The 13,296-nt window shown below is 49.0% G+C and carries 14 protein-coding genes; 6 read left to right on the forward strand and 8 right to left on the reverse strand.

What is annotated here, in order from left to right; genetic code table 11:
* Position 1 precedes the first annotated feature (1 nt).
* The 4 genes from AT705_RS08870 to ndk form a co-directional block, all read right to left on the reverse strand.
* Positions 2–976, reverse strand: coding sequence for a RodZ domain-containing protein (locus AT705_RS08870; protein ID WP_058796317.1), 975 nt, complete (start codon positions 974–976; stop codon positions 2–4).
* A complete protein-coding gene (pilW, locus tag AT705_RS08875; protein ID WP_058796318.1) occupies positions 973–2,625 on the reverse strand; it encodes a type IV pilus biogenesis/stability protein PilW in 1,653 nt (550 codons plus the stop codon). Before pilW ends, AT705_RS08870 begins: the two co-directional genes overlap by 4 nt.
* A 135-nt stretch (positions 2,626–2,760) precedes the next feature.
* Positions 2,761–3,891 carry a bifunctional tRNA (adenosine(37)-C2)-methyltransferase TrmG/ribosomal RNA large subunit methyltransferase RlmN gene (locus AT705_RS08880; RefSeq protein WP_058796319.1) on the reverse strand — a complete coding sequence of 377 codons (1,131 nt, stop codon included), beginning with the start codon at positions 3,889–3,891 and terminating at the stop codon, positions 2,761–2,763.
* A gap of 188 nt (positions 3,892–4,079) precedes the next feature.
* On the reverse strand, positions 4,080–4,511 hold the full coding sequence (gene ndk / locus AT705_RS08885; RefSeq protein ID WP_058796320.1) for a nucleoside-diphosphate kinase: 432 nt from the start codon (positions 4,509–4,511) through the stop codon (positions 4,080–4,082).
* Between the two features lie 321 nt (positions 4,512–4,832).
* Between ndk and trhP the strand changes: the two genes are divergently transcribed.
* The 6 genes from trhP (at position 4,833) to AT705_RS08910 (ending at position 9,654) form a co-directional block, all read left to right on the forward strand.
* Positions 4,833–6,191, forward strand: a complete 1,359-nt coding sequence (gene trhP / locus AT705_RS08890; protein ID WP_058796321.1) for a prephenate-dependent tRNA uridine(34) hydroxylase TrhP — start codon at positions 4,833–4,835, stop codon at positions 6,189–6,191.
* A gap of 23 nt (positions 6,192–6,214) precedes the next feature.
* Positions 6,215–6,466, forward strand: coding sequence for a YfhL family 4Fe-4S dicluster ferredoxin (locus tag AT705_RS08895; protein WP_010383933.1), 252 nt, complete (start codon positions 6,215–6,217; stop codon positions 6,464–6,466).
* Positions 6,467–6,943: 477 nt separating this feature from the next.
* Entirely contained in the window at positions 6,944–7,066 is a 123-nt protein-coding gene (locus AT705_RS25950; protein WP_257721231.1) for a hypothetical protein, read from the forward strand.
* Between the two features lie 119 nt (positions 7,067–7,185).
* Positions 7,186–7,392 carry a hypothetical protein gene (locus AT705_RS26070; protein ID WP_420492119.1) on the forward strand — a complete coding sequence of 69 codons (207 nt, stop codon included), beginning with the start codon at positions 7,186–7,188 and terminating at the stop codon, positions 7,390–7,392.
* Between the two features lie 111 nt (positions 7,393–7,503).
* Positions 7,504–8,691 carry a M23 family metallopeptidase gene (locus AT705_RS08905; RefSeq protein WP_058796323.1) on the forward strand — a complete coding sequence of 396 codons (1,188 nt, stop codon included), beginning with the start codon at positions 7,504–7,506 and terminating at the stop codon, positions 8,689–8,691.
* A 264-nt stretch (positions 8,692–8,955) separates the two neighbouring features.
* Complete coding sequence (locus AT705_RS08910; protein ID WP_010383928.1) at positions 8,956–9,654, forward strand: helix-turn-helix transcriptional regulator; 699 nt, start codon at positions 8,956–8,958, stop codon at positions 9,652–9,654.
* Here the strand turns inward: AT705_RS08910 and AT705_RS08915 are convergent.
* From AT705_RS08915 to AT705_RS08930, 4 genes are read right to left on the reverse strand one after another with little or no spacing between them, the layout of a single operon-like run.
* Entirely contained in the window at positions 9,651–10,433 is a 783-nt protein-coding gene (locus tag AT705_RS08915; RefSeq protein ID WP_010383927.1) for a CsgG/HfaB family protein, read from the reverse strand. The two genes, AT705_RS08910 and AT705_RS08915, sit on opposite strands and share 4 nt — an antisense overlap.
* Positions 10,433–10,849: a curli assembly protein CsgF gene (locus AT705_RS08920; RefSeq protein ID WP_010383926.1), complete on the reverse strand. Its 417-nt coding sequence runs from the start codon at positions 10,847–10,849 to the stop codon at positions 10,433–10,435. Before AT705_RS08920 ends, AT705_RS08915 begins: the two co-directional genes overlap by 1 nt.
* A 2-nt stretch (positions 10,850–10,851) precedes the next feature.
* The gene (locus AT705_RS08925) at positions 10,852–11,244 is read right to left on the reverse strand and encodes a CsgE family curli-type amyloid fiber assembly protein (RefSeq protein WP_208856766.1); all 393 of its coding nucleotides are present in this window, start codon (positions 11,242–11,244) and stop codon (positions 10,852–10,854) included.
* A 47-nt stretch (positions 11,245–11,291) separates the two neighbouring features.
* A complete protein-coding gene (locus tag AT705_RS08930) occupies positions 11,292–12,812 on the reverse strand; it encodes a curlin (RefSeq protein ID WP_058796324.1) in 1,521 nt (506 codons plus the stop codon).
* Positions 12,813–13,296: the final 484 nt, after the last annotated feature.

Consider the following 13,296-nt stretch of genomic DNA (forward strand, 5'->3'; position numbering starts at 1 on the left):
ATTACTCTGCTAACGGTAAATTAAATTTGGCTAAACGATTGCGCGGCAAGCCGGAAATATCCACAGCTGCGCCATCGAGTGTGATGCTCACGGCAAGATGTTTGCCCAGTACGACGGAAAACGGGGCCTGCCCACTGACGGTCATGGTATAGCCGGCTTTCTTCACCCCAAAGGCAACGCGCTCCTGACCGGCATCAAAAATCTCTACCCAGCTGTCTTCTTTAAACACCATCACAATGGTGTTCTGATCAAGCTCTGGCTGAGGATTGCGCTCGGCCGCGGGCGCAGCTTGCACCTCTGCAACGGCATTGTTTTGTGTGATTGCGCTCGCTTCTGGCGCTGGTTGCGCAGCCTCTTCAGATGGCTCTGACGCAGGCTCTGGGGTCATATCTAAGGCCGGGTTCTCGGGCTCAATGGTACTCTCAGGCTGATACTCAGGGGTGACTGTCTCAGGCTCATCTGCGACGGCTTGCAACGTATTTTGCTCGTCATTTTGCCCATCGCCAGAAACAACATTAGCCTGAGGTATATCCCGGGCATCACCCGGAGTGATCTCGCTCTGCGAGCTGCTGTTTTGCCAAAACCAAATCGCGGAGCTGCCCACGACCAGGATCAAGACAGCATAGCTGAACCACATCAGACGATTGTCGTGCGCTTCTTTCTCGGTACGGCGTGAGAAGCTTTTCATCTTGCCTTTTTGTTCAGGCACAACGGGAGACTGATATAATTTCAGTGTTTCCTGCGCATCCAGGCCCAGTAAATGACAGTAACTTTTGATGTAGCCCCGAACAAAAGTTTCGGGACCCAGGTTCTGATAGTCGTCCTGCTCTAATTTATTGATCTGGGTTTCACTGAGCTTCAACCGTGTGGTGATCTCTTCATAGCTAACACCCCTGTCATGCCTGGCTTTAGCCAGTGTTTGTCCAAGCGACAATAAATCGCTGCTATTTTCTGTATCTAATTCTGCTTCGTTCATAAGGTATAGTTATCTGGATCCACGATTAAGAGATGTCGCCCCGGTTGTAAGGCGATATCCGGGGTCAATTTGTTCCACCGCATCAGGTCGTCAATCTGGAGATTATATTCCATTGCAATATCGAACAGCGACTGACCCTGGCCTATGGTGTGCACAATCTTAGGATTGTTCAAATACACCACCTGACCAATCGACAGCCGGTCCGACTCACGTAAATTATTCCATGCCATCAGTTTTTCTAACTTCAGGTTGTACTTCACTGAAACACTAAACAGGTTTTCCCCCAACCTGATGATATGCTGAGGAATACTAGGTAACATCAGGTCGCTATTCAGCAGGCCACCAACCGCACGACCTTGCACATTCTCTGCCGCAGGCTCTGATGGAAGTTGCGCAAGCCAGCTATTTGCAGGCTTATCGGTTATTGCGGCCGTGTCCCCGGTGCGTACAGAAGGCGCTGAAAAGGCAATATCAGCCGGATCAGGCTCATAAAATACCACCTGTCCTCTTGTATCTGATGCAACGAGTTTAACTGTGTCAGCAGCTTTATCAGGAACACTCTGAGCCGTTACTGTATCCTGCTCGGGTGAATTCTGAGTGAACTGCTGTGCACGCAACGAACGTGCTGGTGTCTGAGCCAGTTGCAGTGCTGGTTCAGATGCAACTGGCACAAGCTCAAGCTCCTGAGGCTGAGGGCTGGCCGATTCGACTTTACGACGTACCTTGATTTTGGGTTCAGCCACCAAATGCGTTGGCGACTTATGGGTGATTTTTGTCAACTGGGCCTGACGATATTGCTCTTTCAAACGTTCAAATTCACTGTCTTTCAGACGTTGCTGAAGCACCAATGCCGCCTGGGGTGACTCAGGATAGGTCTGTAGCAACAAAGTTGCTGTCTCTTCTGCTTTTTGCAAATGGCCTTTTCGCACTTCCAGTAAATGAGATAGTAATAACCCACGCGCAGAGACAAACCCACGGTCGCCATATACCTTCAGTACTTCCTCTGCGCGATGCAACTCACTTTTCGCATAGTGCAGGCCGGCCATCAGTAGCAAAGTCGACTGACGCTGCCCATTGTGTTTTTCAGCACTGCCCAGATACTCCTGTGCCAACTCGAAGTTATCCTGGCGCAATGCACACATCGCGAGGTTTTCGTAGCTTTGTGCAACACGGATATAACTCGGTATGTTAATGGCTTTAAGCAACTGTTCAGTGGCGGCGTCATATTTGCCGATACGACACAGGAAAGTGCCATAATTATTGAGCGTGTTTGGGTCTTTCGGGGCAAGTGTCAGGGCTTTTTGATAGGCCTGCTCGGCACGCGCATTCTCCCCCACTTGCTCGTAATAATAAGCCAGTGAGTAATGTGCTTCGGGCAATTTCGGAGCCAATGTCAGTGCCCGTTCGAGATTAAACTTTGCCTGGGTATTATTGCCATTCACTAGGTATTGTAGGGCCAGTGAAATACGCGTTTTAGCAGCGTCTTCGCGGCTCGCTTTACTCTGCACAACCGGCTTATCGCTGTTGGCATAACGCGTTTCGGTCACACAACCACTGAGTGTCACGCCCAATATCAACAGCAACCCGGTACGGGCAACCTGAACACGCTTTGAGACCTCAAAGGAGAAGCTTTTTACCAATGAAAACATAGCTGAACTAAACACTTTAATTAAAAGCGCGCATTGACAAGTCACAATTGGCGCAAGGCCGCAGGCATAGCTCACCAGAGCGCTGTTGATCTATGCCCATATATTACCCGAATGCGTTCGAGTTTCACCCTTTTTTTAGCCAACCTTCACGGCTATAGCGTTGTCTTCCAGCTGCTTTTTCTTCGCAAGACGTTTGGTTCTGTCGACCACATCACCAACCAGCTGACCACAAGCGGCGTCGATATCATCACCACGGGTACGGCGGACAATACAGGTTAACCCGGCTGCCTGAAGTACTTTAGAGAAACGGTCAATACGGCTGTTACTCGAACGCCCATACTCATTGCCCGGGAATGGATTGAATGGGATCAGGTTAATTTTCGACGGTGTGCCTTTTAATACCTGAACCAATTCATGCGCATGATCTGTGCTGTCGTTCACGCCCTGTAGCATGACGTATTCAATTGTGACGTCTTTATTGGCTTTCGAACCATCAATATAACGACGACAGGCCGCCAGGAACTCTTCAATTGGATACTTTTTATTGATAGGCACCAGCTCATCACGCAGCGGGTTGTTTGGCGCATGCAGAGAAATTGCCAACGCCACATCAATTTTTTCTTTCAGGATATCCAGCGCCGGTACCACACCTGAGGTACTCAGGGTCACACGACGTTTGGACAAACCAAATGCCCAGTCATCCATCATCAGTTCCATTGCTGGCACTACGTTGTTGATGTTGAGCAGCGGTTCACCCATGCCCATCATCACCACATTGGTGATCGGGCGCTTAGTGCTGTCGCCATCGTGCAAGCCGATGTCTTTGGCCACGCGCCACACCTGGCCAATGATCTCACTGACCTTCAGGTTACGGTTAAAGCCCTGTTGCGCTGTTGAGCAGAAGGTACACTCCAGCGCACAGCCGACCTGAGACGAAACACACAAAGTGGCACGATCTTTTTCCGGGATCCACACAGTTTCAACTTCCTGTCCACCATCCAGTACAAGCGCGTATTTAATGGTGCCATCGCTGGCTTGCTGGCGCACTGAGATCTCAGGTGCGCAGATCTCACACTCTGCCTGCAACTTAGCACGCAGTTTTTTGTTAATGTTGCTCATGTCATCGAAGTTATCGATGCCGAAGTGGTAAATCCATTTCATGACCTGATCGGCGCGAAACGGTTTTTCACCGTATGATGCAAACAACTCGCGCATCCCCTCGCGATTTAAATCAAGTAAGTTAATTTTTTTCTCAGTCGTAGTCATGAAACAACCCCAGATCAGATGACGGCCAGTGCAAATTTAATAAAGCGCCAAATTGTACAAAATTCAACCAACGCTTTCAAATCTGAATACTTTGCTAAACCCGCTGCATGTTGCATTCAGGCTTAGTAAAATACATCAGGGACGAAAAAAGGGCGCTAAGGCCCTTCTTTCATGTCACAGTGCTCGAATTAACGAGTACGTGCACACAGCTCTTCTTCAGTGAAGAAGTAAGCGATTTCACGTGCAGCAGACTCTGGAGCATCTGAACCGTGTACCGCATTTTCGTCGATGCTGTCAGCGAAATCAGCACGTAGCGTACCCGCTAGCGCTTCAGCTGGGTTAGTTGCACCCATGATTTCGCGGTTTTTACGGATTGCATCTTCACCTTCAAGTACCTGAACCATTACTGGACCAGATGTCATGAACTCAACCAAAGCACCAAAGAAAGGACGCTCTTTGTGCTCAGCGTAGAAACCTTCCGCTTTCTCTTGAGAAAGGTGGATCATTTTAGCTGCAACGATCTTCAGACCAGCAGACTCGAAACGGTTGTAGATTGCACCGATGTGGTTTTTAGCTACCGCATCAGGCTTAACGATTGAAAAAGTACGCTCTAAAGCCATCTTTTTTGCTCCAAAATGAAATTAATGAATTTATACGGGCGCGAATTATACGCGTTTTAGATGTAAAAACCTACTATTTCCGTCCCGCTATGATTTTGTGTGAAACGCAACCTGCCTTTGCAGCATCTGAGCCGGCTATTCCGCAGATCCGGAAAAACCTGATCCAGGTCAAATCATCCCGTTAAACCTTGCCCTATACTGCGCCGCTTTTTGATTTAACCCAATTGCCCAAGCCCTTGTACTGCTTGAAGTACGGGCCAAACTGGCGATTGATTTACCCCAACAGCTGACCCGTAATCAGTTCAATGTATGAGGTTTGAGATGTTTGTACCTGAGCTCCTTTCACCCGCAGGTAGTTTAAAGAATATGCGTTACGCTTTTGCGTATGGTGCTGATGCCGTTTATGCCGGCCAGCCACGCTACAGCCTGCGTGTGCGTAACAATGAATTCGACCTGGCCAATCTCGAAATTGGCATCAACGAAGCCCACCAGCAAAATAAAAAGCTGTATGTGGTGTCTAACATTGCCCCGCATAACGGCAAAGTGAAAACCTACCTGCGTGATATCGAGCCAGTCATTGCCATGCAACCGGATGCACTGATCATGTCAGATCCAGGCCTCATCATGCTGGTACGTGAAAAATGGCCTGACATGCCCATCCATTTGTCCGTTCAGGCCAACGCCGTCAACTATGCCGCCGTACAATTCTGGGCAAAACAAGGGATCGAACGCGTGATCCTGTCACGGGAACTGTCACTGGAGGAAATTGCCGAAATCCGCACTTTATGCCCGAATACCGAACTGGAAGTATTCGTTCATGGTGCCCTGTGTATGGCGTATTCCGGGCGCTGCCTGTTGTCAGGCTACATCAATAAACGCGACCCAAACCAGGGCACCTGTACCAATGCGTGTCGCTGGAGTTACGATGTTAAGCCAGGACAGGAAACGGCAACGGGCGATGTGGTGCACAAAATCGACCCTCAACAGGTGATCCCAACCCTGGGAGACGGACAACCAACCGATCAGGTGTTTATGCTTGAAGAACAAGGGCGTCCGGGTGAATATATGCCCGCATTTGAGGATGAGCATGGCACTTACATTATGAACTCCAAAGATCTGCGTGCCGTGCAATATGTTGACCAGCTGACCAAAATGGGTGTACACAGCCTGAAAATAGAAGGCCGTACTAAATCTTTCTACTATGTCGCCAGAACCGCACAGGTGTATCGTCGTGCCATTGACGATGCCGTCGCTGGTAAACCTTTCGATCCGTCATTGATGCGTACGCTGGAAAACCTGGCACACCGGGGTTATACCGAAGGCTTCCTGAAACGCCACGCCCACCAGGAATACCAAAACTACGACTATGGCCACTCCGTATCGGATCAACAACAGTTTGTTGGTGAGATTTTGGGCCGTCACGACAATGGCCTGGTGGAAATTGACGTCAAAAACAAGTTCTGTACCGGTCACAGCCTGGAGCTGATGACACCTCAGGGCAATATCAGCTTTACTCTGCAGCACATGGAAAACAAAAAAGGCGAGCTGATCAGCGATGCCAAGGGTTCTGGCCACATAGTTAAAATTCCGCTGCCAGAAGACATTGACCTCAATCATGCCATTTTGATGCGTAACCTGGGTGCTCAGGAAGACACCCGTAACCCGTTTAAAAAAGCCTGAACTGGTCAAACGGAGTGTGAACAATGGCGTTACTGATCAACAGTAAATGTATTAACTGCGATATGTGTGACCCGGAATGTCCTAACCAGGCCATTTATATGGGTGAAAAAATCTACCAGATAGACCCGGAAAAATGTACGGAATGTGTCGGGCACTACGACCAGCCAACCTGTGTGAGTGTCTGCCCGATAGATTGTATTAAGCCCGACCCTGCACATCGCGAAAGCCTCGACACCCTGGCCGAAAAGTACCTCAAACTGACCGGCCAGAGTTGATCCCAGAAAAGCGCCCGACGGCGCTTTTTCTTTTACCAATCCCCAGTTATTAATCGCAGATAGTAAACTCATACAGCAATGTCCACTGCACTACAGTGTGATTAATCGAGTACAGTTCGATTGCAAAACCTGAGGGCTGTGCCAGCCTTGCTTAGATATCGGACTCTTAAATAGGGAGCTTTTATGCCTGGCTGCAAAACATGACGTTGCCATACCGATTATCACATGGGCATTACCATGGCCATGCAGTCAATCGTGGGCCTGTGCAGCCGATAAGTTTATGCCTATGAAACTCTGGTCAGAGGGGCCCAGGGCCAATCAGCCGGACAGGTGATCTCCCAGGCAACAGAAGATAGCCAATATTATTTCGATCAATTGTGTCGCACAACCGCCATTGAAATAATGGCCAAACTCAGCGACACCGCGAAACTGTCTATCAACTTGTTACCCAACGCCATCTAGGCTCCCCAAACCTGCTTGCGTAAAACGCTCGAAGCCGCCGACCAATTCAATCTGGTAAAAAAGCGCATTATTTTCGAAGTCTCGGAGCAGGAGCACCTTACCGATCCTGACAAACTCATCGACATTGCCAACACCTAAAATGAAAACGGCTTTAAAGTTACGCTGGACGATTTTGGTACCGGTAAAGCAGGCCATTGTAGACAGAGTGTGCCTTAGACAGAGTGTGCCTGATAGTACGCAGGTTGAATATCGACTTAGTGGTAGAAGGCGTTGAAACCAAAGACGATTACAGGTGTCTGTGCGATTTAGGCGTTTACCTGATGCAAGGTTATTTATTTGCCAAGCCCGTGGTTGCCACTTTGCCCCAGCCGGGTTTCCTCCCTAAACATTTACTTTCCCATCATACGCTTGACCTGGAAGCTATTTGTGCTGCCTTTTCAATGTACCAGAATGTAATGAAATAAAATTGTAAACAAAAGGAAACAAAAGCGAAGTACAGAGCAAAAACTCAAATTGTACATTTATTAAACAAAAGGATATACCTGACTATGCACTCACCTTAATGAGGATACAACATGAAAACACTACAATACGCTTTACTGGCGGCCGGACTGGCACACTTATCCGTGCATGCCCAGGGTCAGCACCATGATCAAACAGCCTTTCAGATCAAAGAAGATACGCTGACAAAACACGCGCTCACGCCCCTGCTCAATATAGACACGCAGCAATTCCTGTTTAGTAATACCCTCCAGCAAACAGACTGGGAAAGCACGCTGGCAACCCTTGCGCCCCATTTGCAGGACCAACTGGAAACTCTGTTGCACTGGGCCGGTCACGCCAGCATCAACCCCAAGTTATTGCTCGCACTGATGGAACAACACAGTCAGCTGCTCTCCGCGCCGACACCAGCAGCATTTGAAAGGCCGTTTGGTCTGTTAGTGACACCATCCGGATTTTCAGCACAGCTGGAAGCACTGACCCATGCACTGTCACAGCACTTTTATGCGTATGAACAATGGCAAAGTCAGCAACGCAATCAGGTGCAGCATACAGTATCTGACCACCTCCATCATCAGGCGCTCACTGTCACGCCAGCTACCTTTGCACTAAGCGCTGTACTGGATGATGCTAGAGCCTTTGCTCAGGTGGCCGGACAATACCAGTCCTACTTTGGCGATGCATTACTCAACCCCGCTGCGCGCTCAGCAACGCCGGATGTTGAGTCTATCGCCATCAGTAATAATTTTTATCTTAATTTCCCCTGGCCATCAGGCTATGCCTGGTACAGTGGCGGCGCTCATTCCAATACCGGCTCGGGCTACCCCTACTCCTCGCTGGATTTCAACAATAACTCTGGTGGCTGGGGATCCAATACTCCCTGGGTTCAGGCAGCGCATGGTGGCACCGTGACACGTTATTCACGCTGTAACATCCGTATTACGCACCCCAGTGGCTATGCAACTCAGTATTACCACATGGATGCACTTCAGTATCAAACCGGTGACGTGATTGATGCCGGGGCCTGGCTGGGCCGATATGCCAATGACTACAATACGGCACTGTGCCAGGGCGGTCAGTCCAGCGGACCTCATTTACACTTCTCCCTGCTGTATAATGGGCGCTTTGTTTCTTTGCATAACACCTACATCAGCGGTTACCGGGTCGATGTGGGCAACTACAATTACGACGACAACTGCAACCGTTTTTACTTTGAGCGCAATGGCTACCGTACCTGTGCCTGGCGTGCGCTCTACCGATAAACCTCTGCGCCTCGAAAGGTGGTCAGGATAGTCGTCTGATCACCTATGTATCATGCCACTCTAACCATGTGAATCATCAATATTCCTTTCTTCAGGGGCAGAAAAGCGTCACTCACCCCTTGGCTACTTTGTCTATGACAAAATGGAATGTTCCAATACGACATACAGATCCGGTCAGTTCCAAAAATTGAAAATAAGTACTAAACATCTTGTAAAAAATATGTATATTTAGGTTAACGGAACAACAAAAGGACAGTCGAGATAATGATGTATTCAGACAATCAAACGCGTGGTGCTCTGTTCGTCCTGACAGACCAAAAGACCAACACGCTGAGTCAGGATTTCCTCATGTTTGTCAAAATGCTTGAGGCTTGCGGTAACAATATCAAGGTCGATACCCGCCTGCCAATCACTGAGCACAGAGCGCACTACCAGCTGTTTCTGGTCGATGTCAGCCACCGCGAATGTCGCGATTTACTCAGCGCACAACTCAGAGCGTTAGCACAACATCACAGCGTCTTACTATTTAATGCCTGCCCGGATACCCTGAACGAGCAAACTGCACTGCTTGCCAACGTCAAAGGTGTGCTCTACCAGGGCGCCTCGCCGGAAAGTCAATTCAAAGGCATTCAGCGCGTGCTGGGCGGCGAATTATGGTTTGGCAGAGGCGCTATTTCACTGGCGTTCAGCGCCCTGATGCAGCGCCTGCCACAAGCGCTGCCAGCACTGTCAGACGAACAAAGAGACATTACGCTGGCCTCACTCACTAAACGCGAAAAGTCGGTGATCAGACTGCTCGCTGATGGGGCCAAAAACGACGATATTGCCGATTCTCTGAATATCAGTAGTCATACCGTCAAAACCCATATTTACAGCGCGTTTAAAAAGACAAACTCGCGCAATCGGATTGAGCTGGCAAACTGGGCACAGCAGCACATCCCCTTCGGTGGACTGGCCAATTAACCCGCTTGCTGCTCAGGTTTAGCAGCCCATACACCTTTTTCGAGGCCCTGATGCACTAACAACGTCAGGGCTTTTTCAATCGCCTGAGTCACACAAATATGCATGGGCTCATTTTCACTGTATCCGGCTTCCGCTTCGGCCAGGCGTTTATAGCTAACGTAACGAAAAAATCCTGCACGCATTTCCTTTGACAGCACTTTTTTGCTGGTCGCAACCGACAGCAAAACCTGGCCCGTACGGACATCCACCGCGCGCAGGTAAATACTAATGGTATCTTCGCGATATAGCTCAGATGCGCCAATCCCAAAGTACTCCATCCCCATGCCGCCGGTTTTGATATTGGCATCATAACTGATGATGCCCCCCTCGAAGATCAGCTTAGCATGCGTCAATGGTGGCAGGCTGTTTGCATTTTCCTGGTCCTGCATTGCCGCCCGGGTGATCTTACGCTCGGTCAGCAGGTTTTGCAGCCCTTCACGTTCAATGGGAATGAACCAGTCCGTTTCATGCAGCGCCTGCATCAAAATTGAGTTGGCCCCCTGCGTCACTGCCGTCGAAAATGAACTGACGTTTTCCTGGGGTTTATATTGTCCGGTCTGGTCCCGAAATGAATATACAGAAACCGGGATAGGTCCGCGTGGCGTTGGCAATGCTTTTAATTCGCTGAAGACTTCAGTGGCTGCCAGCGGTTGTGCCTTCGCCATCGGCGGTGGCAAAACAGGGATGCTGCTACAGGCACTCAGCAATAACATAAAACAGGTAATACTCAGGTACTTCATTAACCAAACCTCGGCACTTCCAGTGTTGTAATATCACCCGTCAGCGTGTTGGTGATCTGCACCGTGATGGAATCCGGTGTACTGGTGATCACCTGGATTTCATAATCCCCACTCATAAACGTCGAGTCTTTATCAAAAATACTGTCTTCGACTTCATCACCAAACGCCGTGGACGTAATTTCCCTGACCATGCGATTCAGATAAGTCCGCTCCAGCGACTCCTGGAATCGGTCACCATAGGATTTTTCAATCACTGGCGCACGATGTTTATTTTGAGCCTGTGCCTTGTTTAATAACATGTTGGCATTGAGAGGGTTGCCGCCGAACGACGGATTAATGGGCTTATAAACCAATTCAGTCGCATGCAGCGACAAACTGCATAGTGCCCCCAAGCAACCTAGTATTGTTGTTTTCATTGTTACCACCCGCTTGTTGCTAAATCTGGAGAGTGTTGCTGATGCTGTGCGCTGGCCATGGCATCCATAATGGCAAATAACGCCGTCTCGACGCGCGCTTTTAACGGTCCGCCGCGACGTCCCATGGCTGTGGCATAAACCAGCTGGTTGTTCATAAATACCTGTAACCGCGTACCCGCGCGCGGCAACACGGTTTCTTTAATGGTGATATTCACACCTGCGGTGCCCGGTACATCGCGCCACAACTGCGAAAAATCAAAATAAAACTGATAGCCAAAGCGGCTGATACTCTGGTCAATAACCAGTCCTCCCAGCTCGACTTCCTCATCGGCGCCCTGACTGTGTGGTATGACGCTCAAAAGCAAAATACCGAGAATAAATAGCGTATACTTCATAACAACTACGTTGGCCACAAAACCACCCGGTTTTGTGGCCACCTGGCTTACTGCTGCGTCACAGTCGCAACGTTATAGTCACCAACCTGAGTAATATTCACAACCTGGCCATTGCCACTCACCCCACCTTCAACCAGGTTGCCAAAGCCGTCCTGATTAATCTGGATGTTGTTATCGCTACCATTGACCACAAACGCACCTGAACCAACACCGGCAACAAAGTTCGCGCCGCCCGTTTGTTCAATGGCGATGTCATTGCCACTGCCCTCAAGCATCAAATCGATGGCGTTCAGTTCACCGCTTTGTACCAAATCAAGCTGATTCAGCCCACTTTCCGCCACAGAAGCAAGTGTCACTGACACACCGTTACTGTCGCCTGTTTGCGCGACATTCAGCATGTTGTTGTTACTGCTCAGTGCGTTGTCCGGATACGATGACTGCAATACAACTTCGTTGTTATCACCATTTTGGATTACGCCGACTTCACTGCCTGTGCTGTTAAATTTCGCAATGTGCAGCTCATTATTGTCGCCCAGCTGCAAAGTGCTGTACTCATTGTCATCACCCACGGCACCAAGGTAAGCCTGGTTGTCGTTACCACGCTGCTGTGCATCGAAGTCATTGTCATTGCCCACTACATCGAACGTAGTCTGGTTGTTGTCTCCCAGCTGTGCCACAGTGACATAGTTGCTGTCACCGCTGAACATGGTAGAAGTCATGCGGTTGTCATTGCCTTCCTGTTCCAGATCGACCCGGTTGCTTTCACCCTGAAGTTCAGCCATGTCAACCCGGTTACCATTGCCTGCGCTTTGCTCAACCCGTAACTCGTTGTCGCTGCCCGTCAGCACATCAATACTGAATTTGTTGTAGTTCCCTTCCTGAGAGAGCGTCAGGTCATTATCGTTGCCCTGTAAAACAGTCAGATTCAGCTCGTTGTATACGCCATCTTGATCAACTTCAATGCTGTTCTGATCGCCCTGCACTCGGTCAATGTTCACTTCACCCCAGGAACCCAGCTGGCTGGCAACAACCTGGTTATTGTTACCTTGCATGTCAGTATTGTAGAACCAGTGGCCACCGCTGCTTTGCTCAACATGAACCTGGTTACCATCACCATTAATGGTGTTTGTCACTTCATTATTGATTCCAAGGTAAGCAACACCACGCTGGGTGATGTTTAAGTTATTGTCATTACCATTAAGCTCTGTCAGTGTGCCATTGCCCTCGCCATCCTGACTGTATTCTTGCGTATTGCCATCGCCTACGACGGTTGCTTTGGTCAAGTTGCCAATGCCAGCCTGCGCAGCTGTGGTGATATTGTTATCTCCAGCAACCGACAAGTCACTCACATTGGACTCGCCCTGTTGTGAACTAGTCAGCACATTTCCCGCGCCATTATTTGATTGCTGGGTTACCGTCAGCGTATTACCCGTGTTGTCAATTTGCATCAGCTGTGCCAACTCTGACGTTGAAGCTGCTTTTGCTTCTGCGTCAGCTGCCTGTGCCACGCTGACACCAGATAAAGCCAGTGCAATTGCACAGCAGGTCAGTGATTTTGAAAATTTCACCTGGTTCTCCTTAGAGTTATTAATCGTTTTCGCAATGATTTCCTTCAACTCGCACTGCGTGATTGTCTTTATATATTTGCGTATCGCCTTAGTGGAGGTTGCCAACTCCTGACCTATACGCCAACGCAGTACTGTGTTTCAACCGGGTTATCTTTCGCTCCCCTTGTTATAACCAAAGCCCGGTGGGCTGCTGTTATCAATCAGGGGGGCGTTCATACTCGCTTAGCCATCTAAGCCTGAGTCCGCTGCCCAGCTTGTGGCTGCGCAGTGTTTGCACGTTATTTTTTCGGACTCGTGTAGTCACTCTAGAGCGTCGCATTGGCCAGGGGAATGAGAAATAATTTTGAATCTTGTAACTTGATTAAATTCATACAGTTAAAGCCACAACCATTGAATTACCGATATTAATACCAAGTATTCTCACAAAATAGTATGAGTTACAAAATAGTTAACCAAATGATAAAAACCAGCAAAAAAGCATGAA

This window comes from Pseudoalteromonas rubra, from assembly GCF_001482385.1.
Classification (GTDB): Bacteria; Pseudomonadota; Gammaproteobacteria; order Enterobacterales; family Alteromonadaceae; genus Pseudoalteromonas; species Pseudoalteromonas ardens.